Annotated in this window: 23 protein-coding genes; 5 read left to right on the top strand and 18 right to left on the bottom strand. The window is 68.1% G+C overall.

The annotated features are described in order from the left end of the window. Positions 1 to 132: 132 nt before the first annotated feature. On the top strand, positions 133 to 537 hold the full coding sequence (locus AWC31_RS25460; protein WP_067843610.1) for a DUF5319 domain-containing protein: 405 nt from the start codon (positions 133 to 135) through the stop codon (positions 535 to 537). Here AWC31_RS25460 and AWC31_RS25455 read toward each other — a convergent pair. The 3 genes from AWC31_RS25455 to AWC31_RS25445 form a co-directional block, all read right to left on the bottom strand. Further along, positions 528 to 1,691 (bottom strand): anti-sigma-D factor RsdA, encoded by a 1,164-nt coding sequence (locus tag AWC31_RS25455; RefSeq protein ID WP_085146700.1) that lies wholly within the window; start codon positions 1,689 to 1,691, stop codon positions 528 to 530. The genes AWC31_RS25460 and AWC31_RS25455 overlap by 10 nt on opposite strands. Then, a complete protein-coding gene (locus AWC31_RS25450; protein WP_067842651.1) occupies positions 1,684 to 2,262 on the bottom strand; it encodes a sigma-70 family RNA polymerase sigma factor in 579 nt (192 codons plus the stop codon). Before AWC31_RS25450 ends, AWC31_RS25455 begins: the two co-directional genes overlap by 8 nt. A 100-nt stretch (positions 2,263 to 2,362) precedes the next feature. Further along, positions 2,363 to 3,154 (bottom strand): hypothetical protein, encoded by a 792-nt coding sequence (locus AWC31_RS25445; RefSeq protein ID WP_085146698.1) that lies wholly within the window; start codon positions 3,152 to 3,154, stop codon positions 2,363 to 2,365. A gap of 435 nt (positions 3,155 to 3,589) precedes the next feature. On the opposite strand from AWC31_RS25445, the gene AWC31_RS25440 reads away from it, so the two are divergent. After that, on the top strand, positions 3,590 to 3,880 hold the full coding sequence (locus AWC31_RS25440) for a WhiB family transcriptional regulator (RefSeq protein WP_067843608.1): 291 nt from the start codon (positions 3,590 to 3,592) through the stop codon (positions 3,878 to 3,880). Positions 3,881 to 4,325: 445 nt separating this feature from the next. Here the strand turns inward: AWC31_RS25440 and groL are convergent, their stop codons facing one another. The 13 genes from groL to pdxR form a co-directional block, all read right to left on the bottom strand. Next, positions 4,326 to 5,945 carry a chaperonin GroEL gene (groL, locus tag AWC31_RS25435; RefSeq protein WP_085146696.1) on the bottom strand — a complete coding sequence of 540 codons (1,620 nt, stop codon included), beginning with the start codon at positions 5,943 to 5,945 and terminating at the stop codon, positions 4,326 to 4,328. Positions 5,946 to 6,027: 82 nt separating this feature from the next. After that, a complete protein-coding gene (groES, locus tag AWC31_RS25430) occupies positions 6,028 to 6,330 on the bottom strand; it encodes a co-chaperone GroES (protein ID WP_003892970.1) in 303 nt (100 codons plus the stop codon). Positions 6,331 to 6,514: 184 nt separating this feature from the next. Then, entirely contained in the window at positions 6,515 to 6,970 is a 456-nt protein-coding gene (locus AWC31_RS25425; RefSeq protein WP_085146694.1) for a nuclear transport factor 2 family protein, read from the bottom strand. A 2-nt stretch (positions 6,971 to 6,972) separates the two neighbouring features. Next, complete coding sequence (tsaD, locus tag AWC31_RS25420) at positions 6,973 to 7,995, bottom strand: tRNA (adenosine(37)-N6)-threonylcarbamoyltransferase complex transferase subunit TsaD (protein ID WP_085146692.1); 1,023 nt, start codon at positions 7,993 to 7,995, stop codon at positions 6,973 to 6,975. Then, the gene (gene rimI / locus AWC31_RS25415) at positions 7,992 to 8,456 is read right to left on the bottom strand and encodes a ribosomal protein S18-alanine N-acetyltransferase (protein WP_085146691.1); all 465 of its coding nucleotides are present in this window, start codon (positions 8,454 to 8,456) and stop codon (positions 7,992 to 7,994) included. The genes tsaD and rimI overlap by 4 nt, the downstream gene beginning before the upstream one ends. Beyond that, on the bottom strand, positions 8,453 to 9,085 hold the full coding sequence (gene tsaB, locus AWC31_RS25410; RefSeq protein ID WP_085147305.1) for a tRNA (adenosine(37)-N6)-threonylcarbamoyltransferase complex dimerization subunit type 1 TsaB: 633 nt from the start codon (positions 9,083 to 9,085) through the stop codon (positions 8,453 to 8,455). The genes rimI and tsaB overlap by 4 nt, the downstream gene beginning before the upstream one ends. Continuing rightward, positions 9,082 to 9,549 (bottom strand): tRNA (adenosine(37)-N6)-threonylcarbamoyltransferase complex ATPase subunit type 1 TsaE, encoded by a 468-nt coding sequence (tsaE, locus tag AWC31_RS25405; RefSeq protein WP_067842629.1) that lies wholly within the window; start codon positions 9,547 to 9,549, stop codon positions 9,082 to 9,084. The genes tsaB and tsaE overlap by 4 nt, the downstream gene beginning before the upstream one ends. Beyond that, a complete protein-coding gene (locus AWC31_RS25400; RefSeq protein WP_067842625.1) occupies positions 9,542 to 10,630 on the bottom strand; it encodes an alpha/beta fold hydrolase in 1,089 nt (362 codons plus the stop codon). The genes tsaE and AWC31_RS25400 overlap by 8 nt, the downstream gene beginning before the upstream one ends. Continuing rightward, the gene (gene alr / locus AWC31_RS25395; RefSeq protein WP_067843607.1) at positions 10,627 to 11,796 is read right to left on the bottom strand and encodes an alanine racemase; all 1,170 of its coding nucleotides are present in this window, start codon (positions 11,794 to 11,796) and stop codon (positions 10,627 to 10,629) included. Before alr ends, AWC31_RS25400 begins: the two co-directional genes overlap by 4 nt. Before the next feature lie 61 nt (positions 11,797 to 11,857). After that, entirely contained in the window at positions 11,858 to 12,493 is a 636-nt protein-coding gene (locus AWC31_RS25390; protein WP_067843601.1) for an AAA family ATPase, read from the bottom strand. A 10-nt stretch (positions 12,494 to 12,503) separates the two neighbouring features. After that, the gene (gad, locus tag AWC31_RS25385; protein WP_085146690.1) at positions 12,504 to 13,898 is read right to left on the bottom strand and encodes a glutamate decarboxylase; all 1,395 of its coding nucleotides are present in this window, start codon (positions 13,896 to 13,898) and stop codon (positions 12,504 to 12,506) included. Positions 13,899 to 13,917: 19 nt separating this feature from the next. Then, a complete protein-coding gene (locus AWC31_RS25380; protein ID WP_085146689.1) occupies positions 13,918 to 15,330 on the bottom strand; it encodes an NAD(P)H-hydrate dehydratase in 1,413 nt (470 codons plus the stop codon). Between the two features lie 79 nt (positions 15,331 to 15,409). Further along, on the bottom strand, positions 15,410 to 16,822 hold the full coding sequence (gene pdxR, locus AWC31_RS25375; RefSeq protein ID WP_085146688.1) for a MocR-like pyridoxine biosynthesis transcription factor PdxR: 1,413 nt from the start codon (positions 16,820 to 16,822) through the stop codon (positions 15,410 to 15,412). Positions 16,823 to 16,879: 57 nt separating this feature from the next. Here pdxR and AWC31_RS25370 point away from each other — a divergent pair, with 57 nt between their 5' ends. Next, the gene (locus tag AWC31_RS25370) at positions 16,880 to 17,785 is read left to right on the top strand and encodes a DMT family transporter (RefSeq protein WP_085146687.1); all 906 of its coding nucleotides are present in this window, start codon (positions 16,880 to 16,882) and stop codon (positions 17,783 to 17,785) included. A 25-nt stretch (positions 17,786 to 17,810) separates the two neighbouring features. On the opposite strand, the gene AWC31_RS25365 is transcribed toward AWC31_RS25370, so the two are convergent. Then, entirely contained in the window at positions 17,811 to 18,401 is a 591-nt protein-coding gene (locus tag AWC31_RS25365) for a TetR/AcrR family transcriptional regulator C-terminal domain-containing protein (protein WP_085147304.1), read from the bottom strand. A 119-nt stretch (positions 18,402 to 18,520) separates the two neighbouring features. Here AWC31_RS25365 and AWC31_RS25360 point away from each other — a divergent pair, with 119 nt between their 5' ends. Together AWC31_RS25360 and AWC31_RS25355 are read left to right on the top strand one after the other, a co-directional pair. Further along, positions 18,521 to 19,462: a PDR/VanB family oxidoreductase gene (locus AWC31_RS25360; protein WP_085146685.1), complete on the top strand. Its 942-nt coding sequence runs from the start codon at positions 18,521 to 18,523 to the stop codon at positions 19,460 to 19,462. A gap of 9 nt (positions 19,463 to 19,471) precedes the next feature. Further along, positions 19,472 to 20,137, top strand: coding sequence for an MSMEG_1061 family FMN-dependent PPOX-type flavoprotein (locus AWC31_RS25355; protein WP_085146683.1), 666 nt, complete (start codon positions 19,472 to 19,474; stop codon positions 20,135 to 20,137). Between the two features lie 13 nt (positions 20,138 to 20,150). On the opposite strand, the gene AWC31_RS25350 is transcribed toward AWC31_RS25355, so the two are convergent. Further along, positions 20,151 to 21,089 carry an alpha/beta fold hydrolase gene (locus tag AWC31_RS25350; protein WP_085146681.1) on the bottom strand — a complete coding sequence of 313 codons (939 nt, stop codon included), beginning with the start codon at positions 21,087 to 21,089 and terminating at the stop codon, positions 20,151 to 20,153. Positions 21,090 to 21,151: the final 62 nt, after the last annotated feature.

Here is a 21,151-nt window from a genome sequence, read left to right as displayed (position 1 = left end):
CTCCAGTGAGCAGACGCGGGCGCGGACTTCTCACCCAATCTTATCGGCTCGTCTATCGGCCGCGATGTTGCCGCTTCGTTGCACATCGGGACGGCTGGCGCGATACCTGTGCGGCTGCGTAGTGTGGAACACGTGCGTGACCACCTTCCACCTGGTTTGCCACCCGATCCCTTCGCCGACGATCCGTGCGACCCTTCGGCTGCGCTCGACGCGATCGAGCCGGGCCAGCCACTGGACCCTCAGGAGCGGACGGCTGTCGAGGCTGACCTCGCCGACCTCGCGGTGTATGAGGCGTTGTTGGCGCACAAGGGAATCCGCGGCCTGGTGGTGTGCTGCGACGAATGCCAGCAGGACCACTACCACGACTGGGACATGCTGCGCGCCAACCTGCTGCAGCTCTTGGTCGACGGAACGGTGCGCCCGCACGAACCCGCCTACGACCCCGAGCCCGACGCATATGTGACGTGGGACTACTGCCGGGGTTATGCCGACGCTTCACTCAACGAGGCCACGTCGGATTCTGACGGCTACCGCTGACCGTTCCCGTGCCCGCCCATCCCGGGTAGTAGGGGCAGTTCGATGATCGGCGCCGACCCTTCGTTCTGATCCCCGTCGGCCGCCCCACCGCGCGCAGGCTCAGGTTCCTCCGCGGGCGGAATCGCCACCGGAGGCAACGTCGTTGTCGTGGTGCGCGTGACCGGCGGCAGCGTCGGCTCGGTTGTCGGCTCGACCGTCGGCTCCGGCTCCGTCGTGACGGCAGGCGCGGGCACCGTGGTGACGCTGGTCGGCGCAGGCGTGGTCACCACAGTGGTCTGTGAGGTCGGCGGCAACTCGACAGCCGGACTCGACGGTGTGACGGTCGCCGACGACGGCGGAGTCGATGGCTCATTCGTGTTGGTCGGCGATGACGTCTCGGTCGGCGGCGCGGTCGTCGACGTCGCCGGGCTGGTCGGTTCCGACGACGGTGTCGTCGACTCCCCTGGTGTCGAGGTCTCCGACGGAGAACTCGTCGGGCTCGTCGACTCGGACGGACCCGCCCCTGGCGTGGTCGTCACGGTGACCTCGGGCAGCACCGGCGGCGGCGCGTCCGGTGGCACCGTCGCGTTCGGATCGCGGTTTTCCACCTTCACCGACAGTTCCTGCCACTGGGTGACGAGCTCCTGCTTCTGCTCGGCGTCGCCGACCGTCGCGACCGTTGTCGTCAGCGTCTGCAGCTTCTGCTGAGCCTCCTGCCACTGCCCCTGATCGATCAGCTGCTGCACCTGCTGCAGTTCGCTCGATGCGAGCTCGACTTGAACGTCCCGGCGGACCTGCTCGCCGAACAGCGCGCTGCGCATGCCGTAGAGGGCGTCTCCCGGGCCTGCGCCGTACACCGCGGCACCGAAGCCGCCCAGACACAGCATCGCGGCCGCGACCGAACCGATCAGCGCCAACGGCGCGCGGGTGCGGTTTCGCGAGGTCGCCCGGTTGAGCGCCGCGACGGCGTCGCGCGGTGCGACGATGCCGGTCATGGGTTTCTGCCGTGCCTCGTCGCGCCAGCCGGCCAGCAGGTAGGCCAGTTCGGCCTCTTCGGGGTCGGTCGAGTAGACCGGCCGTTCCACCGAGAGCGCTTCGATGAACCGGTCGGTGCGGTTGATCTCGTTGAGTGACGGATCACCGCCGTTCGAAGTCCAGCGGCCGAAGTCAGGCATGATCCCGTCCCGTCGCCATGATCTCCGTCTTGAGCCGCGCCAGTGCCCGGTGCTGAGCCACCCGCACCGCGCCTGCGGTGCTGCCGACGGCCTCGGCGGTCTCCTCGGCGCTCATGCCCACGACGACGCGCAGGATCAGGATCTCGCGCTGCTTCTCCGGCAGCACCGACAGCAGTTTCGCCATCCGCGCCGACGATTCGGAGTCCAGCGCCGACTGCTCGGGGCCCGCGTCAAGCGAGAACCGCTCGGGCACCACGTCCGTGGGCTCGGCGCGATTCCTGGCTGCCGCGCGATGCGCGTCGGCAACCTTGTGCGCAGCGATGCCATACACAAAGGCCAGGAACGGGCGTCCCTGATCTTTGTATCGCGGCAGCGCCGTGATGGCGGCCAAGCAAACCTCCTGCGCAACGTCATCTGCTGAGAGACCACTTCGCTCGGTTGACCCGACCCTCGCCCGGACATATCTGACGATGATCGGCCGAATGATCTCCAGCACTTCCCGGAGCGCGTTCCGATCGCCAGCCACTGCCTCAGCAACGACAGCGTCGAGACGGTCTCCCGAACTTGTCATCGTGGGCGATATCTCCAGCGTTACGTAGCACCGACACCCGCGGGTCGGTTGGTCCAGCTAAACAATAACGATCAGGTGCGAGTGGCCCGGCTCGATGCGATCAGCGCCCGGACCACACTCCTCCTCTGCGACGCACTGTATCTGCGCTGACATCGCGGATCTCGAAGACCTGCGCGGCCGTGTGGGCGGTGCTGCCGATGTCGGCGAGCAGACACGCCAACGCCCAGCGCAGCGGGATCATTCCGGACTGCTCGGCGGCCGGCAGTGCGGCGTCGGCGACCTCGCGTGCGGCGTCGAGCCGGCCGGCCGAACACAACGCGGCGGCGAGCACCACATCCGATTTGATCGCGTGGCGCGTCGAGCCATAGTCGGCCGCCGCCAGCACCCCGCGTTCGGCATGGCCGACCGCGGCGGCGCCGTCACCGCGGGCCATCGCCAGCTCGGCGCTGACCCAGGCGAGCCGCACGGCCGTCCGGATGCGCGGGGCGTCGATCAGATGTGCGCGCTCCAGAAGGCGCGCCGAAACCCCGAACCTGCCGACTCCGAGCGCGTCGGCGGCCAGGCCGACGAGCGCGTCGGAGGCGGCCTCCGGGTCCTGGCCGCAGTGCGCCAAGGCCATGCCGTCGGCGCCGCGGGCGCGGGTGTGCCAACCGGTCTGGCGCAAAAACGACGCGCGCGTGCTGTATGCCAGCGACAGCAACGGACCCGACGCGGTCCGGCTGAGCTCGGCGAGTTCAGCGAGCGCGCATGCGTAGCGACCCTGTCCCCCGGCGGCGACCGCGCGCAGCCACCTGTCCTCTGACGACGTCGCAGTCGGCAACGGCCAGCGGCCCGGGTCGTCGCCGAACGCGGCGTTAGCCAGCACGGCGGCGGCTTGTCCTGTTGCGGTCATCGATGGGCGACGCTATCAATAGGCCATCAATTGTGGGTCCGCGGGAACCGGGTACCGCCGGATACAGGTAATTAATATTGCGCGATCCGCATTAGTTAACAATTGATGGCTTCGATGTTAATGCCAAGTCAACTAACTACCGGCCGCTAGGAAATCTTTTCGGCTGCTCAGCCAGCACGAACAGCGAAAACAGGTTAACCTCTGCCCACGCCCTAACACGGTTGTCGCGGCCAGCGCATCACAACGATGAACGTGATGTAAATTCTCGACCTGCGGTTATGTCATTGAGCACACGTTCAGGCTATTGACGGGAATTATTGAGCGCCCCTAGTTTGTGTGCACGAGAGGTCATCGGCGACACGTGCTCAGTTCGGTTCCACCGACTCACGCCCACTCCGCAAAAGCGAAATGGGCGCGCAGAGAGGGGTTTTCCTAATGCCGCAGCCGCAGCAGCTACCCGGACCCAACGCGGACATCTGGGATTGGCAGATGCAGGGCCTTTGCCGTGGCGTCGACTCGTCAATGTTCTTCCACCCCGACGGTGAACGGGGACGCGCCCGAGCTCAGCGTGAGATGCGCGCCAAGGAGATGTGCCGCAGCTGCCCCGTCATCGCCCAATGCCGGTCCCACGCACTGGCCGTCGGCGAGCCATACGGCATCTGGGGCGGGCTGTCCGAATCCGAGCGCGAGCTACTGCTCAAACGCGGCATCCGTCGCAGCGCCTGACCCCGCCAGCAAATGCGATAAGACCCCTATTCCACTGCGGAATGGGGGCCTTATTGCTAGTGCGGCCCGTTCAGCTAGCGCGCCGGAGTCTGACAACTGAGCGTGGACCCACGCGGACGCCGGCACGGCGGCCGCCAGATCTCGGCCCCGCAGGCGCGGCAGTAGTACGTGCGATGACCGCCATGGCCGGGCGTGCACAGGCAGGGGAACCAGCCGACCAACACCTCATGAGGGCCCAGCCGATGACCGTTCGGACAGCGCGGCGGTGCCGGTTCAGTCGTGCGCACGCATCGATGCTAATCGAACATATTTTCGATGTCCGGGCTGCCAATGTGTGCCTTGTGCACGGTTTTCAGCCGCTGCGCGTGCACAAGCCCCACAGTCGGCCGACGCCAACGAAAACACCCCCGGCCCAAAAGGACCAGGGGTGTCTCGTCAGCAGAACCTAGTGCGCGTGGCCGTGATGGCCGTGGCCGTGATCCTCTTCTTCGGCCGGCTTGTCGACGACAGCCGTCTCGGTGGTAAGAACCATGCGGGCGACCGACGCGGCGTTGAGGACCGCGGAGCGGGTCACCTTGGCCGGGTCGACGATGCCGGCGGCGACCAGGTCACCGAATTCCAGCGTCGCGGCGTTGAAGCCCTGCCCGTTGGGCAGCTCGCTGACCTTGTTCACCACGACCGAACCGTCGAGTCCGGCGTTGGTGGCGATCCAGTACAGCGGAGCCGAGAGTGCCGAGGCGAACACCCCGACGCCCAGCGCCTCGTCGCCGGAGAGCTCACCGCGCAGCTTGTCGAGTCCCGCGCGAGCCTGCACGAGCGCGGCGCCACCGCCGGTGACGATGCCCTCCTCGACAGCGGCCTTGGCCGCCGCGACCGCATCCTCGACCGCTTCCTTGCGCTTCTTGAGATCGGTCTCGGTGGCGGCACCGACCTTGATCACCGCAACACCGCCGGCCAGCTTGGCCAGCCGCTCCTGCAGCTTCTCGCGATCCCAGTCGGAGTCGGTGGTCTCGATCTCGGACTTCAGCTGCTTGACGCGATCGGTGACGGCATCGGCGGAGCCTCCGCCGTCGACGATCACGGTGCTGTCCTTGGTCACGACCACGCGCCGGGCCGAGCCCAGCACGTCGAGGCCGACCTCACGCAGCAGCAAGCCGACGTCGGGGTTGACGACCTGCCCGCCGGTCACGACGGCGAGGTCTTCGAGGAACGCCTTGCGGCGGTCACCGAAGAACGGCGCCTTGACGGCGACGGCCTTGAGCGTCTTGCGGATGGAGTTGACCACGAGGGTCGAGAGCGCTTCGCCTTCGACGTCCTCGGCGATGATCAGCAGTGGCTTGCCGGACTCGGCCACCTTCTCCAGGAGCGGCAGCACGTCGGGCAGCGAGCTGATCTTGTCGCGGTGCAGCAGCACCAGCGCGTCTTCGAGCACCGCTTCCTGCGAGTCGAAGTCGGTGACGAAGTAGGCCGACAGGAAGCCCTTGTCGAAGCCCACGCCCTCGGTGATCTCCAGCTCGGTGTTGAGGGTCGAGGACTCCTCGACCGTCACCACACCGTCGTGGCCGACCTTGGTCATGGCCTCGCCGACCAGCTCACCGATCTGCTCGTCGCGCGACGAGACCGTGGCGACCTGGGCGATGGCGGTCTTGTCCGAGACCGGGGTCGCGGCAGCGAGCAGTGCCTCGCTGACCGCATCGGCGGCCTTGCTGATACCCGAACCGAGCGCGATGGGGTTGGCACCGGCGGCCACGTTGCGCAGGCCCGCCTTGACGAGCGCCTGCGCGAGCACCGTCGCGGTGGTGGTGCCGTCACCGGCGACGTCGTTGGTCTTGGTGGCCACCGACTTCACCAGCTGCGCGCCGAGGTTCTCGAACGGATCCTCGAGATCGATCTCACGGGCGATGGTGACACCGTCGTTGGTGATCTGCGGACCGCCGAATGCCTTGGCCAGCACCACGTGCCTGCCGCGCGGGCCAAGGGTCACCTTGACCGCATCGGCGAGCTTGTCGACACCAGCCTCCATGGCACGCCGCGCAGTTTCGTTGAACTCAATCTGCTTGCTCATAGATGTCTTTCCTTGATACGCATACCGCCCCGGAAACCACCCGTGTTGGCACGGGGATCTCCGGGGCGGGACACGGGTGCTTTTACTTGGAGACGACAGCCAGCACGTCGCGGGCCGACAGGATCAGGTACTCCTCGCCGTTGTACTTGATCTCGGTGCCGCCGTACTTGCTGTAGATGACGGTGTCGCCCTCGGCAACGTCCAGGGGGATCCGCTTCTCGCCGTCCTCATCCCAGCGGCCGGGGCCAACTGCGACGACGGTGCCTTCCTGCGGCTTCTCCTTGGCGGTGTCGGGGATGACCAGACCGGAAGCGGTCGTGGTCTCGGCCTCGTTGGCCTGAACGAGGATCTTGTCCTCGAGTGGCTTGATGTTCACGCTCGCCACGATGGAGCCCTCCACTTGTTGGGGTATTGAATCCCGGTGTGCTCCGGGATCCTCGGGTTTTTCCAGGTGTTCGGCATGCGCCCGTGCCCCTCGCTCCGTCGTCGCGGGTGCCGGCGCTGGGGTTGGCCGCGTGCCACCTAGCACTCTATACATGCGAGTGCTAGCACTCAAGGCTGACCCGTGATTACCCGCCGAACGCGCTCGGATCGAGCGTGAGGTGCGCCGATACGTCCCCGACCATCTCGACGTCGACCTTGCGTTCGGTGAAAAACCAGCCCTGTTCGTCGCGGGCGAACGCATCGAAGTATCGGCCCACCACGATCGGCTGCAGCGGCACGGTGTCGGTGTTCTGCACCACCACGAACGTCGAACGCGACCGCGCCTGTGCACCGTCGACGTCGACGATCGGATTGAGCACCAGATGCCGAGTCCGCGGCGTGTTGCCGTGCTCGGGATAGCGCCGCGTGGTCGCGGCGAACAGTTTCGCGATGGCCTGCTCGCCCGAAGTGGCGTGCGACGCGGTGCCGGCGAACGTGGCGCGGCTCAGCAGCTTGCCGACGCCGTCGAAGTCACCGGCATCGATCAGCTCGGCGTAGCGATACAGCAGCTCGGTGATCGCCAGCTTGTCCGCAACCGTCATGCTCACGCGACCTGGCCCTTGACCACCGGCAGTCCCGGATCGCTGGCCGCGTCCAGGGGCGACGGCCGCGCGCCCGCGGCGATCAGGTGCGCGGCGAACGACGCGATCATCGCGCCGTTGTCGGTGCACAGGCGTGGCCTCGGGATGCGCAGTGTCAAACCTGCTGCCGCACAGCGCTCTTCGGCGAGCTCACGCAGCCGCGAGTTCGCCGCCACCCCACCGGCGATCAGCAGGGTGGAGACGCCGAGATCGGTCGCGGCGCGCACGGCCTTGGCGGTGAGCACGTCGGCGACGGCCTCCTGGAAGCCGGCCGCCACATCGGCTTGCGCCGCATCGGGATTGGCCTCGACATAGCGGGCGACGGCGGTCTTGAGACCCGAGAAGCTGAATGCGTACGGCTCGTCGCGCGGCCCCGTCATCCCGCGCGGGAACACGATGGCATCGCGGTCACCCGTGCGGGCCAGATCGTCGAGGACCTTGCCACCCGGGTAGCCGAGCCCGAGCAGCCGCGCGACCTTGTCGTAGGCCTCCCCGGCCGCGTCGTCGACCGTGCTGCCCAACTCGACGATCGGCTCCCCCAACGACCGCACATGCAACAGATGCGTATGCCCGCCCGACACGAGCAGGCCCACGCTTTCCGGTAACGGGCCGTGGTCGTAGACGTCGGCGGCCAGATGCCCACCCAGATGGTTGACGGCGTAGAACGGCACGTTCCAGCCCGCGGCGTAGGCCTTGGCCGCGGCCACCCCCACGAGCAGCGCACCGGCCAGCCCCGGTCCGATCGTCGCGGCGACGACATCGGGCTTGTCGATTCCTGCGGCGTCCAGGGCGCGGCGCATGGTGGGGCCGAGCGCTTCGAGGTGGGCGCGGGATGCGATCTCCGGCACGACGCCGCCGAACCGGGCGTGTTCGTCGACGCTGGAGGCAACCTCGTCGGCGAGCAGGCTCACCGTGCCATCGGCGGCGAGGTCGGCGATGCCGACTCCCGTTTCGTCACACGAGCTTTCGATCGCCAGGATGATCATGTCGAGCCCTCCTGGGGCAGGCGTTGCATGGTGTAGGCGTCGGCTCCGCTGGCTCGGTAGTACCGCTTGCGCAAGCCGATGTTGACGAATCCGGCGCTTTCATACAGTTTGATCGCCGGTTCGTTGTCTGTGCGGACTTCGAGGAAAACCGTTCCCCCCGAAGCGAATTCGAGCATGTCGTTGAGCAGGCGACGGCCGATGCCCTGGCCCTGGAAGTCGGGGTCGACGCCGATGGTGTGGATCTCGTACTCGTACGGGCGCATCCGGCCCAACCGCGCGATCCCGGCGTAACCGACGAGCCGGCCGTCACTGCGCGCCGCGATGTAGCGCGTGTGGTTGGCGGCCAACTCAGCCAGAAACGCCCGCGCCGGCCACGGATCGTCACCGGCGAACAACTGCGATTCCAGCTCCGCACACCGCGCGGCGTCCGCGCGGGTGAGCGCGTCGTACACGATCATCATTTCCGCACCGCGACAGACGGTTTGGCGTCGGGCCGGCGCAGATACAGCGGCACCAGCGGTGCGGGGGCGCCCCAATCGGCCACCGCCGCGACCAAGCCCGCGGGCGTCGGGTATACCGCATCCAGCACGGGCAGCTCGAACAGCGCGGTGTGTTCGGGCGATCCAGCGACCGCCGCCGCATCGGCGGGTACATCGGCAGGCGCATTGACCGCGGGACCGTCGGCGCGGACACCGTCGCGGTAGCGCGCCCAGTACACCTCACGGCGGCGCGCATCGGTGACCACCAGCACGTCTCCGGTGGTGTGGCAGCCGATCGCGTCGAGGCTGCACACACCGTGCACCGGAACACCCAGCGCATGGCCGAACGCCGCGGCACTGGCCATACCGACCCGAAGCCCGGTGAACGGTCCTGGCCCGCAGCCGACGACGACGGCATCGAGGTCCTCGACACCGACCCCGGCGTCGGACAACGCGCCGAGCACATTGGGGGTCAGTTGTTCGGCGTGTGCGCGGGCGTCGACGGTCACCCGCTCGGCGAGGATGGTCACCGCGCCGTCGTCATCCCGACGGACCACGCCGGCACTCACGGCGGGCGTCGCGGTATCGATGGTCAAGATCAGCTGTGTCATGGCGTGCTCCACTGCCAGATCGCGGTGCGCACGTCGGTCGCAGAATCGCGTTCGATACGGATGTCGAGGTGGTGTTCGGAAAGCCGCTCGGCGAGGCCTTCGCCCCACTCGACGACCACGACCGCGTCATCGAGATCGGTATCGAGGTCGAGGGCATCGAGTTCACCGAGCAGGTCGGCGCCGGGATGGTCGAGCAGCCGGTACATGTCGACGTGCACCATGGCCGGCCGGCCGGCCTGCCGCGCGCGGTGCACCCGGGCCAGCACGAACGTCGGCGACACGACCGGGCCGTCCACGTCCATGGCCTGCGCGATTCCCTTGGCCAGCACCGTCTTTCCCGCACCGAGCGGGCCCGACAACACCACCACGTCGCCGGCTTGCAGCCCTTCACCCAGGCTGGCCCCGAGGGCGATGGTGTCCTCGGCGGTGGGCAGTTCGGCGCTGCCGCTCGACCGCTCAGCCATTGGGCCGGACCCGATCCCGCACGCGCCGCGCGAGCGTCACCAGTTTGGACGGGGTGGCCCGCTCGACGAGGCGAACGAGCGCGTCATCGATCACCTCGGGCTCCTCAAGCTGCACCAGATGGCCGGCGCCCCCGACGATCACCAGCTCCGACTTGGGTAGCTGCTCTGCCATGGCCTTCGAGTATTCCATCGGGGTGAGCAGATCCCGGTCACCACAGGCGATCAGCGTGGGAATTTTGGCCAGCACCTTCAGCGCCGCCGTTTCGTCGTGCACCTCGAGCGCGTGCAGGAACTCCACCAGCGTCGTGATCGGGGTGTCGTGCATCATCCGCCCGGAGAACGCCACCACACTCGGGCTGACCTTCTCGTCGCCGAAGGACGCCGCCTGCAGGATCGGGGCGATCAGCGATCGTGCGGCGCCGCGTGTGCGGTGCACGAGCCCCGGTGCGTACCGGGCGGCGAACCGGATGGCCTCCAGGGCCGGATTGCGCAGGATCTCGCCGAGCGGTGACCGGTTGACACCCTCGGCGGCCGACGCGATGAGCGCGGCACCGACGATGCGCGACCCGTAGCGCCGCGGGTGCTGGCGCGCGTGGGACAGCACGGTCATCCCGCCCATCGAATGACCCACCAGCACGACGGGCCCTTTCGGAACGGTCACGGCCAGAACGGTTTCCAGGTCGCGGCCCAGCTGATCGACGGTATAGGTGTCCGGCGGCGCCTCACCGGACTGGCCGTGGCCACGCTGGTCGTAGAACACCATGCGGACCTGCGGGCCCCACTGCTCGGCCAGCCGGGCGCGTTGAAAGTGGAAGGCCCCCATGCGCAGACAGAACCCGTGGGCGAACACCACGGTGAGCGGGGCATCGGCGGGCCCGACCTCACGCACCGCGAGCGGCACGCCGTCCGACGTCGTCACCACCGAACTGCGGTCGGCGTCGAGCAGCTCGAAATCCTCACCGGCGTATGGGTCCTCGACGCCGACGCGGCGGGCCAGGGAGCGGGCCACGGACACGCCTGCCACCGTGCCGACAGCCGTCAGCCCGGCCGCCCCCGCGAGCCAGCGTGCGTTGCCGCTCAACGGTTGTGACCTGCCGGCACATAGCTGCGGGTGACCCGGCCACGTGGGCTCGTGACGACCTCGTAGTGGATGGTGTCGAGCAGCTCGGCCCAGTCCTGCGCGGTCGGCTCGCCCTGGGTGCCGGGCCCGAACAGGATGGCCTCGTCGCCCTCGGTGACGTCGGCCGCATCGGGACCGAGGTCGACGACGAACTGGTCCATGCAGATCCGTCCGACCGCGCGGCGGCGTCTGCCGTTGATCAGCACGTCGATCCGCCCGCTCAGCGAGCGATAGACCCCGTCGGCGTATCCGATCGGCAGCAACGCCAGCGTGGTGTCGCGGTCGGCCACCCACACGTGCCCATAGGAGACGCCGTCGCCGGCCTTCACCGAACGAACAAGGGCCACCGGGCATTTCAGCGTCATCGCGGGCCGCAGCCCCATGTCGCCGCGCTCCGGGATGGGGCTCAGGCCGTAGACGGCGATGCCAGGGCGCACCATGTCGTAGGTCAGGTCCGGCCGGGTCATCGCGGCAGGCGAGTTGCACAGATGCGCGACCTCGAACGTCACGCCCTGATCGCGGGCATGTGCGCGCATCTCCGTGAGGCGCTGCCCCTGCAGATCGTTGAACGGGTTCTCCGGGTCGTCACCGTGCACGAGGTGGCTCATCAGTCCACGCAGCCGGATGGCGCCGTCGGCCTGCGCGCGGCGCAGCGCGGCCAGCATCGCCGGATAGTCGGCGGCGCTGACCCCGTTGCGGCTCAGCCCGGTGTCGACCTTCACCGTGACCGTCGCGGTCCGGCCGGTGTGTTTCACCGCCGCGAGGAGCTCGTTCAGCTGCCGCAGCGACGACAGGGCGACCTCGACGTCCGCGGCGACAGCCGGGGTGAAATCGGTGCCCGGGGGGTGCAGCCAGGCCAGCACGGGCGCTGTGAGGCCGCCGTTGCGCAGCGCCAGCGCCTCCGGAATGGTCGCGACGCCGATCTCGGCCGCCCCTGCCGCGAGCGCGGCCTGCGCGACCGGCAGGGCGCCATGGCCGTAACCGTCGGCCTTGACCACCGCCATCACCTGCGCGGTGCCTGCGTGCTCGCGCAGGAGCCGCACGTTGTGCTCGATGGCACCCAGATCGACGACTGCCTGCGCCGATGCGTGCGGCGTGAGGGCGGTCGTGAGTTCGGTCGTCTGCATCGTCATATCACCATCGACCATTGTCCCAGAGCGGTGCGGCCGGGCGGTCCGGCGCTCGGTCTCAGAGCCGGATGTGGCGCAGGGTGACGGCGGTGCGACGCAGCCGCGCCCGCACCGCACCGTCGGTGTTCGGTGCCAACGACACCCCGGCGATGCCCGCGATGCGCTCGGCCACCTCCGGTATGCCCAGGTTGTCGGTCCAGATCTGGTCGGCGAACTCGGGGCGCGCCAGGTTCTCCAAGCTGCGGTCGAGCCGTTCGACCGCGAACGCTTCGCGGCGGAGCGCCGCGTCCTGCTTACCGGTACGGCGCAGGAGTCCGCCGAACCCGAGGCCACGATCGCTCAACCGGTTCAGCACCGTTTCGCGCCGCGCCAACAGCGCGAAATGGAAGACGTCGTGGCCCACGTCGCGCAGGCGGCCCACGGTCTCGGCGAAGTAGCGCGGTTCGATGACGGTCATCGGCGCGATCACCGGCCCGTCGTATTGCCGCAGCGTGCTGTCGAGCACCTCGAACACGCCTTGCCGCCACGCAGGCAGATCCTGGAAGTCACGGCGTAAGTGGCGCGGCATCGTGCGGTGCAGCCCGTACCCGACGAATTCGGGGTCGCATACGACGCTGCCGCCCAGCCGGCGGTGTAATTCGAACGCGGTCTGGGTCTTGCCGACGCCGAACGGCCCGTTGATCCACAGCAGCACGCCGCCCACGCTAATGGGCGAACGGTTGCACCTCGTCGAACTGCCCGCCGGGCTTGAGTTCATCGAGGTGTTTGAGCACCGTGATGGTGTCGTCCTTGAGCGCACGCGCCAGGTCTGCCGAGAAGCCTTCCCGCACCACCACCCGCAGCACCACGACGTCGGTGGCACCTTCGGGCATGGTGTAGGCCGGTACCTGCCAGCCGTAGGCGCGCAGCGCCTGTGAGACGTCGAACTCGGTGTAGCCGGGGTTGCCCTTGAGCCGGAAACTCACGACCGGGATGGCCGAACCGTCGGTGATCAGCTCGAAGTGCTCGCTGTCGCGCAGTTCGTCCCCCAGCCACCGTGCCGTCTGCGACAGGCACTGCATCACCTGGGTGTATCCGGCCCGGCCCAGCCGAAGGAAGTTGTAGTACTGGCCTACCACCTGGTTGCCCGGCCGGGAGAAGTTCAGCGTGAACGTCGGCATGTCACCGCCGAGGTAGTTCACGCGGAACACCAGGTCTTCGGGCAGGTGTTCCTTGTTGCGCCACACCACGAACCCGATGCCGGGATAGGTCAGCCCGTATTTGTGGCCGCTGACGTTGATCGACACCACCCGCGGCAGTCGGAAGTCCCACTCGAGGTCGGGGTGGATGAAGGGGACGACGAATCCGCCGCTGGCCGCATCGACGTGCACGGGCACGTCATGGCCGCCGTCCTCGGCGAGTTTGTCCAGGACGGCACAGATCTCGGCGATCGGTTCCAGTTCGCCGGTGTAGGTGGTGCCGAGTATCGCGACGACGCCGATCGTGTCCTCGTCGACGGCCTCGAGTACCTGTTCGGGCGTGATGACGTAGCGGCCCTCGGCCATCGGCAGATACCGCGGCTCGACGTCGAAGTACCGGCAGAACTTCTCCCACACCACCTGAACATTGGCGCCCATCACGAGGTTCGGCGTGCGGCCCTTCCACGCATCGCCCTTCTCGCCGCCGACCTTGGCGCGCCAGCGCCACTTCATCGCGAGCCCGGCCAGCATCACGGCCTCGCTCGACCCGATGGTCGACACTCCGACGGCGCTGGCCGGGTCGTCGTCGCGCAGATCCTCGGCGTGAAAAAGGTCGGCGACCATCGACACGCACCTGGCCTCGATGGCGGCGGTGGCCGGATACTCGTCCTTGTCGATCATGTTCTTGTCGAACGTCTCGGCCATCAGCTTCTCGGCCTCGGGGTCCATCCAGGTGGTGACGAAGGTCGCGAGGTTCAGGCGCGAGCTTCCGTCGAGCATCAACTCGTCGTGGATGAACCGGTACGCCGCGGCGGGGTCCATGGCCTCGTCCGGCAGGCGCAGCGACGGAACCGGGGCCATCGCCAACCGTCCCGTGTAGGCCGGGGAGACGTGCGGGGCGCGAGTGTGCTTGTGCGACATGACAACCTTTCGGATTTCGTTACAGTGCCGCGATCGCGCCGCGGACGTGGGCGAGGATGCGTGACGCCGAGGTCGGCGCCGGGTTCGGACCGGGGTCGGCGGCCGACAGGTTGGCCGCGCGAGCATGGACGAAGGCCGCGGCCGCGGCGGCCTCTCCGGACGGCAGGCCGGCCGCCAGGAGTGCGCCGATGATCCCGGACAGCACGTCACCGGAGCCCGCCGTCGCGGCCCACGACTGGCCGGCCGGGTTGAGATACGTTGCCGCGCCGGGCTGTGCGATGACGGTGACGTTGCCTTTGAGCAGCACCGTCACACCGAGCCGCTCGGCGAGGTCGCGCGTCGCGGCGACGCGGTCATCGCCCACCGGCACGCCGGCCAGCCGTTGGTATTCGCCGGCGTGCGGCGTCAGCACGGTCGGTGCGCTGCGGTCGGTGACCGGGCCGCAATCGGCTGCCAGCAAGGTGAGTGCGTCGGCGTCGGCGATCACGGGCAGGTCGGATTCCAGCGCGAACCGCAGCGCGGCCTTCGCGGTGTCGTCGGTGCCGAGCCCTGGCCCGACCACCCAGGCCTGCACGCGGCCCGCTTCTTGCGGGCTCGGTGCGGCGACCACCTCCGGCCAATGCGAAAGAACTTGCACGGCAGCACTTCCGGCGTAGCGCACCATGCCGGACGTGGCGGCCACGGCGGCGCCGGTGCTCAACACCGCAGCGCCCGGGTACGTCGCCGACCCGGACAGCACGCCGGTGACGCCCTGCGTGTACTTGTCGTCGTGCGGCCCGGGCACCGGCCAGCGGGCCTTGACGTCGGCGGCCTCGAATCCGATGAGGTCGGTCGGCGCGAGGTCGAGGCCGATGTCGACGAGTTCGATGCGGCCGCATTCGCCAAGCGCGTGTACGGGTTTGAGCCCACCGAAGGTGACGGTGACGGCCGCGTGCACATGGGGACCGTCGGCGGCGCCGGTCTGCACGTCGATGCCGCTGGGGATGTCGACGGCGACGACCGGTGCGGTGTTGGCGGCGAACACCGCCTCCGCGTCGGGGCGCAACGGGCCGCTCCCGGAAATGCCGACCACGCCGTCGATCACCAGATCCGTTGCCGTACCGATGGTTTGTACGATGTGACCGCCGGCCGATCGGAACGCCGCGAACGCCTTGGCGTGGGTGCGGTCGGGATTGAGCAACACCGCGTCGGCCGCCGCTCCCCGGCGCCGTAGGAAGGTGGCTGCCCACAACGCGTCGCCGCCGTTGTCGCCCGATCCCACCACGGCGCAGATGCGCCTGCCCGCGATCCCGCCCGTCCGTGCCCGCAATTCGCGCCCGACCGCGGTGGCCAAACCGTAGGCGGCGCGCCGCATCAGGGCGCCGTCGGGCAGCGATGCCAACAGTGGCGCCTCGGCTTCACGGATCGCGTCGGCGGAGTAGTAGTGCCGCATCAGCTCCCATTCCGCTCGTCGTGTCCGCGCGTCAACAGGTTACGTGCGTTTGCTCGGCGGGGTCAGGATTTGATGGCCGTCATCCGACGATCCGCGCGATGATCGCCCCTGCCGCACGCAACCGGTCCGGCGGGTGCGAGGCATAACCGAGAACCAGGCCAGGCGGTCCGGGCAGTCGCCGGTGCCAGGTCAGCGGGTGCACCAACACACCGGCGTCACGCAGCTCGTCGGCCACGGCAACGTCGTCGACCGCGTCGGGCAGCATGGCCAACAAGTGCAGGCCTGCGGCGACTCCGGTCACCCTGGCCGCCGGTAGCGCGGCGGCCAGGGTTTCGAGTAGCGCGTCTCGGCGGGCGCGGTGTCGCGCGCGGACCAGGCGGATGTGGCGGTCGTATCCGCCGGATTCCAAGAGTCGCGCCAGCACGAGTTGCGGCACGGTCGGGCTGCCGAGATCGGTGGCGTGCTTGGCGGCCACCAGGTCGGGGTGGCGTCGCCGCGGCGCGACCAACCACCCCAGCCGCAGCGCGGGCGCCAGGCTCTTGGAGGTGCTGCCGGCGTAGGCGATGCGATCGGGCGCCGAGGGGTGCAGCGCGGGCACGGGCGCACGGTCGTAGCGGTACTCGGCGTCGTAGTCGTCTTCGATCACCAACTCGCCGTCCCACGCGAGCAGCTCACGGCGCCGCTGCGGACCGAGCACGACACCGGTCGGGAATTGATGGGCAGGCGTGAGAAACACTGCGGCTGCGCCAGTTTCGGCCAATGCCCGCACCTGGACACCCTCGTCGTCGACGGGCACCGGTGCTGCCCGCAGGCCCCAGTACTCGAGTTCGTCGACGGCACCGCGCGAGCCCGGGTCCTCGACTGCGATGGTGTCGAGACCTTCGCGCTGCAATTGCTGTGCCAACAGCGCCGCGGCCTGTGCCACCCCGGCGACCACCAAGATGTCGTCGGGATCGACGCGGAGCCCGCGCGTGCGCCCGAGCCACGGCGCCAGCGCGTCCCGCAGCCGTGGATGCCCGCGCGGGTCGCCGTAACCCAAGTCTTCCGGCGACGCCTCCGCGAGCACCGCGCGTTCGGCTCGCAGCCAGGTGCTGCGCGGGAACGCCGACAGGTCCGGCACTCCGGGTGAGAGGTCGATGCCCTGGCCGATGGGCAGGCGTGGCCGCGGGAGGCGAGGCCGACCTGACCGGGGAACCGTGCGTGTGGGTCGCGATGGCTGGACCGGTCGCGCGAGCACGCGGGTGCCGCCGCCCGTGCGCCCGCTCACCAGGCCTTCGTCGGCGAGCCGGCGATACGCCTCGACGACCACACCACGCGACACGGCGAGCTCGCCGGCCAGGATCCGGGTGGCCGGCAGCCGGACGCCCGGGGTGAGCCGGCCGTCGGCGATCGCGCCGCGCAGCGCGTCCACGAGCCAGTCCGTGAGGCCACGAGCCGGCGCGGATGCGGGGTCGAGCTGCAGAAAATCCGCGCCCGGCGCCATTTGGTCCATTACAGAAGTCCAAACTTGGTGCTGTTTGGTGAACCATGCTGCGCCCAACATGGGTTCATGTCCAGCCCCATCCGCGCCGGCCTGTTCGGCGCACTCGGCATGACGTTCGTCGGCGGCAGCGTCGCGGTCTCCGGCGCACTCGCCGACGCGCCACTACACACCGCCCAGGCACTGCGCTATGCCATTGCCTGCATGTTGTTGCTCGCCTGGGTTCGGCTCACCGACCGCCCGCTGCGCCGACCTCGTGGAGCGGAGTGGCTCTGGCTACTCGGCGTCACCGCGAGCGGTCTCGTGCTGTTCAACGTGGCACTCGTGCACGGCTCGCAGCATGCCGAGCCCGCCGTGCTGGCCGTGGCGGTCGCCTGCGTGCCGATCGCGCTGGCCACGGTCGGACCCCTGTTGGAAGGCCACCGCCCGCATACGCGAATCCTGTTCGCCGCCTTGGTGGTGAGCGTTGGCGCCGTGGTGGTCGAAGGCCTCGGCCGCGCGGATGCGATCGGGCTGGCCTGGGCCATCGTCGTATTCGTGTGCGAAGCCGGCTTCACTCTGCTGGCCGTGCCGGTGCTGGCCGCACACGGGCCGGCCGGGGTTTCGGTCCACACCACGTGGTTGGCGGCGGCGATGTTCGGCGTCCTCGCGCTGACAACCGAAGGTTGGCGAGCTGCAGCAGATTTCGATGCCGGTGAGGTTCTAGCGATCGGATACCTCGCCGTCGGCGTGACCGCGATCGCCTTCATCCTCTGGTACACGTGCGTGCGCGGGCTCGGCACCGGACGGGCCGGATTGCTGACGGGCGTGGCACCCGTTGCCGCCGCGGTCATCGGCATCCTGCTGACCGGAGATATCCCCGGCGTGGCCGTCTGGTGCGGCGTGGGGTTGATCGGGTGCGGGCTGGCGACGGGCTTGGGCGACAACGCCGAGCGTGAGCTTGTTGGTCAAATTTCGGCGAAAACTCGCAATTAAGTTCACATTCGGCGGCGGCCGGCCGTCACTCCCTTGGTTTCAGGCCGAATCGGATGCCCGAAACCAAGAGATTCAGGCCGAATTCGAACCGTGCATCGAAGTCGAGCAGATGGTCGACAGGGCTGGACGCAAGGTGCGGATAGCTACCGGCATGCAACACGCCCTCGAGCGTCTCCAACTCACCACCGGTGGCACCCTGCTGCTCAAGCACCTCACCCAATACGTAACAGAAGACCGCACCGGCGGCCCACAACGCATGTTCGCCGACCAACCCGATCGCCTGCATACGGCCTACGAGCGTGTCGGTGAAGGTCAGGTTCGCACTCTTGGCGGCATAGTTTCCGCCGACGATCCGGGCTCCGTCACGTTGCGCCAACAACGCCGAACGCAGGCCTGCCGCAAGGCTTTTGACCTGAGCCGCCCAATCAGCGCTGTCCGGCGGGAAATCTGACATAGCGTTCGCGAGAATCGTCTCCGCCATCTCATCCATGAGCGCGTCTTTACCGTCGACGAGCCGGTAGATGGTCGGCAGATGCGCGTTCAGGCGGTCAGCCAGCCGCCGCATCGTCAGCGATTCCAACCCGCCCTCGTTGATAAGCGACAGAGCTTCAGTCACGACTCGCTCCGCACTGAGGTTCACCAGCCCGACCCGCTCCGCCCCGGTTGACACGTTAACGATGTTAACATTACCCTCTGACCTGGAGTTAACATTGTTAATGGAACGGAGGACGTGACGTGACCGAAGGGATCGGCGTTGCCGTGCGCCAGCTCCGGTGGGAGGCCGACGGCGTCGTGTCCGTGCAGTTGCAACCGTCGGCCGGTGGCCTTCTTCCGCCCTGGAGTCCCGGCGCCCACATCGACCTGGTGCTGCCGACCGGCATCCAACGCCAGTACTCGTTGTGCGGCCCGGTCGGCGAGCGGTCTTACTACCGGATCGGGGTCCGGCGCGAACGGGCGAGCCGCGGCGGGTCGGAGTACGTGCATGCGTTCCTGCGGCCGGGTCAGCGCCTGATGATTGCCGGTCCGCGAAACACGTTCGAACTCCGACGCGCCGATTCATACGTGTTCGTGGCCGGTGGCATCGGCATCACGCCGATCATTCCGATGATCCGTCAAGCCGAATCTTGGGGTCTCGACTGGAAACTCCTCTACGGCGGCCACACCGTCACGTCGATGCCATTCCTCGACGAACTTCGGGCGCACGGTTCACGCGTGACCTTCTATCCATCGGACGCGGACGGCCGGATACCGCTGGCCGAACATTTCGCCCAAGTTCGCGCGGGAGTGAAGATCTACGCGTGCGGTCCGGCGACGATGCTTGCCGCGCTTGAGGACGCTGTCGCGCACTGGCCGCCCGGCAGCCTGCAGCTCGAGCGTTTCAAGCCGAGGTCGAAACCGTCGACGCCAGACAGGCCGGTGGAGGTGGTGTGTGCGGCGTCGGGCAAGACCGTCACCGTTTCCGAGGATCAGAGCATCCTCACCGCACTGGAAGCCGGTGGGGTCAATGTGCCGTCGTCGTGCCGGTCAGGGATATGCGGAGCTTGCGAAACCCGCGTGCTCGAGGGTGTGCCCGACCATCGCGACGACATTCTTTCCGAAACCGAGCGAGCCGCGAATGACCGTATGTACGTATGTGTTTCGCGTGCGCAAACTCCACAGCTCGTTCTCGACGTGTAGGAGGCGCACATGGAAACAGCTACCGCCGCGGACGCATACGCGCCGATCACGATGGAGCGCATCCGCGAGATCGTCGGCTTCCCGGAACGGTTCATCGCGGAGAAGAAGGAAGCCAAACTGGGCGAATTCTCCGCCCGGTTCATCGCGCACAGCCCATTCTTCTGCATGTCCACGGTTGGCGCCGACGGCCAACTCGATACCAGTCCGCGGGGAGACCCACCGGGTTCGGTGCGCATTCTGGATCCGTGGACGCTCGCGATTCCCGACCGGCCCGGCAACAAGCTTGCCGACACTCACGAGAACATCACGAGTCATCCCGCGGTTGGGCTTGTCTTCTTCGTGCCCGGCCTTCGCGAGGTGATCCGGGTGAACGGTGACGCATTCGTCACCGACGATCCCGAACTACTCGACATGCTCAGCGCAGACGGCAAACCGGCGGTGCTGGCGACAATCGTGCGGATTCGCGAAGTCTTCGGCCAATGCGGCAAGGCCGTCATTCGGGCCAAGTTGTGGGAGGGTGACAGCCGCGGGCTGGCCGAAGCCGTGACCCTCGGTGGGGATTTCTACACCCTCACGATCACCGAAAGCGCTGCGAAGATGGCCGAGAAGCTCGGCGACCTCGCCGGCTCACTACACGCGGTCATCGAAGATCACTACGAGAACGATCTGTATTGACCCCGACATGAGCTCACGTTCGGCGGATGTCGTCGACCTCGTCCCACATCCGGCCGGCCCGCTCGGCGATCTCGTTCGGATACTCGCCGTTGATGGCATGTGAGGCGGCGGGCCAGATTTCGACCTGACCGCGCGGCAGGAGCCGTCGGGCCCGTTCGGCCGCCCGCTGCGCGTCGAGCATGACGCTGCGTCCCGCGATCAGCGCGAGTACTGGCACGTCGAGTGAGCGCAACTGCTCGTCGGTGAACAACTTCGGCATCGGGTTGCGGAGCACGAAATCCTTTGCACCCGAGGCGATCAGCTCCGCCTCGGTAGCGGCGGCCTCGATGTCGGCCCCACCGGATATCCACGACATGACGCCACGTCGCCACTTCTCGGGTACCCCCGGAGCGAGCAACGCGACCGAAGCCAGTACGGGTTTCAGGGGGACGCGCGCGAATGTGAAGACGGGGTCCAACAAGGTGATCGACGCTATGCGGCGCGGCCGGTGCACCGCACAGTTCGCCGCGGTCCAGCCGCCCATGGACACTCCGAGCAGATGCGCGCGCTCGCATCCGAGTCCGCCGAGGGCTTCGTCGAGCCACTGCGCCTGGTCTTCGCCACCACGGATCTTGGTGTGCTGCACCGACAGTCCGGCCTCACCCAATAGATCGATGCCGTAGACGGTACGACGCTCGAGCAGTGGGCCGAGATTCGCGAGATACATCGGAGTTGACGCATTGCGGCCCGGCAACAGCACGACCGGCGCACCGTCATCGGGTCCGCTGAAGCGGTAGGCCCGCACGGATCCGAACGAGGTCGGTACATCGAAGAGTTCGAAATCCGGTAGCTGGGCCATGCCGTTGCGGTAGGTGGCGAGGAAGTGATCGAAGGCCGCCGCGCTGACGAATGCCCCGAGGTCACCTCGGCTCCACCGGGGCGCGATGTTGACCGCTGGTACCGCGAGGTCCATCAGACCGGGGTCCCGAAGGTGAACAAGATGCCGAGATGCCGCGAAAGACTCGACATCTTGTT

It is taken from the genome of Mycolicibacterium wolinskyi (assembly GCF_002101965.1).
Classification (GTDB): Bacteria; Actinomycetota; Actinomycetes; order Mycobacteriales; family Mycobacteriaceae; genus Mycobacterium; species Mycobacterium wolinskyi.
Note: the sequence above shows the minus strand (reverse complement) of the source record. Positions and strands in the feature narration are given on the sequence as shown.

Coding starts and splice junctions, on each gene's coding strand:
- AWC31_RS25455 (WP_085146700.1), bottom strand. CDS start 1,691: ATGCCTGACTTCGGCCGCTGGACTTCGAACGGCGGTGATCCGTCACTC.
- AWC31_RS25450 (WP_067842651.1), bottom strand. CDS start 2,262: ATGACAAGTTCGGGAGACCGTCTCGACGCTGTCGTTGCTGAGGCAGTG.
- AWC31_RS25445 (WP_085146698.1), bottom strand. CDS start 3,154: ATGACCGCAACAGGACAAGCCGCCGCCGTGCTGGCTAACGCCGCGTTC.
- AWC31_RS25440 (WP_067843608.1), top strand. CDS start 3,590: ATGCCGCAGCCGCAGCAGCTACCCGGACCCAACGCGGACATCTGGGAT.
- groL (WP_085146696.1), bottom strand. CDS start 5,945: ATGAGCAAGCAGATTGAGTTCAACGAAACTGCGCGGCGTGCCATGGAG.
- AWC31_RS25425 (WP_085146694.1), bottom strand. CDS start 6,970: ATGACGGTTGCGGACAAGCTGGCGATCACCGAGCTGCTGTATCGCTAC.
- tsaD (WP_085146692.1), bottom strand. CDS start 7,995: ATGATCATCCTGGCGATCGAAAGCTCGTGTGACGAAACGGGAGTCGGC.
- rimI (WP_085146691.1), bottom strand. CDS start 8,456: ATGATGATCGTGTACGACGCGCTCACCCGCGCGGACGCCGCGCGGTGT.
- tsaB (WP_085147305.1), bottom strand. CDS start 9,085: ATGACACAGCTGATCTTGACCATCGATACCGCGACGCCCGCCGTGAGT.
- tsaE (WP_067842629.1), bottom strand. CDS start 9,549: ATGGCTGAGCGGTCGAGCGGCAGCGCCGAACTGCCCACCGCCGAGGAC.
- alr (WP_067843607.1), bottom strand. CDS start 11,796: ATGCAGACGACCGAACTCACGACCGCCCTCACGCCGCACGCATCGGCG.
- gad (WP_085146690.1), bottom strand. CDS start 13,898: ATGTCGCACAAGCACACTCGCGCCCCGCACGTCTCCCCGGCCTACACG.
- AWC31_RS25380 (WP_085146689.1), bottom strand. CDS start 15,330: ATGCGGCACTACTACTCCGCCGACGCGATCCGTGAAGCCGAGGCGCCA.
- pdxR (WP_085146688.1), bottom strand. CDS start 16,822: ATGGACCAAATGGCGCCGGGCGCGGATTTTCTGCAGCTCGACCCCGCA.
- AWC31_RS25370 (WP_085146687.1), top strand. CDS start 16,880: ATGTCCAGCCCCATCCGCGCCGGCCTGTTCGGCGCACTCGGCATGACG.
- AWC31_RS25355 (WP_085146683.1), top strand. CDS start 19,472: ATGGAAACAGCTACCGCCGCGGACGCATACGCGCCGATCACGATGGAG.
- AWC31_RS25350 (WP_085146681.1), bottom strand. CDS start 21,089: ATGGACCTCGCGGTACCAGCGGTCAACATCGCGCCCCGGTGGAGCCGA.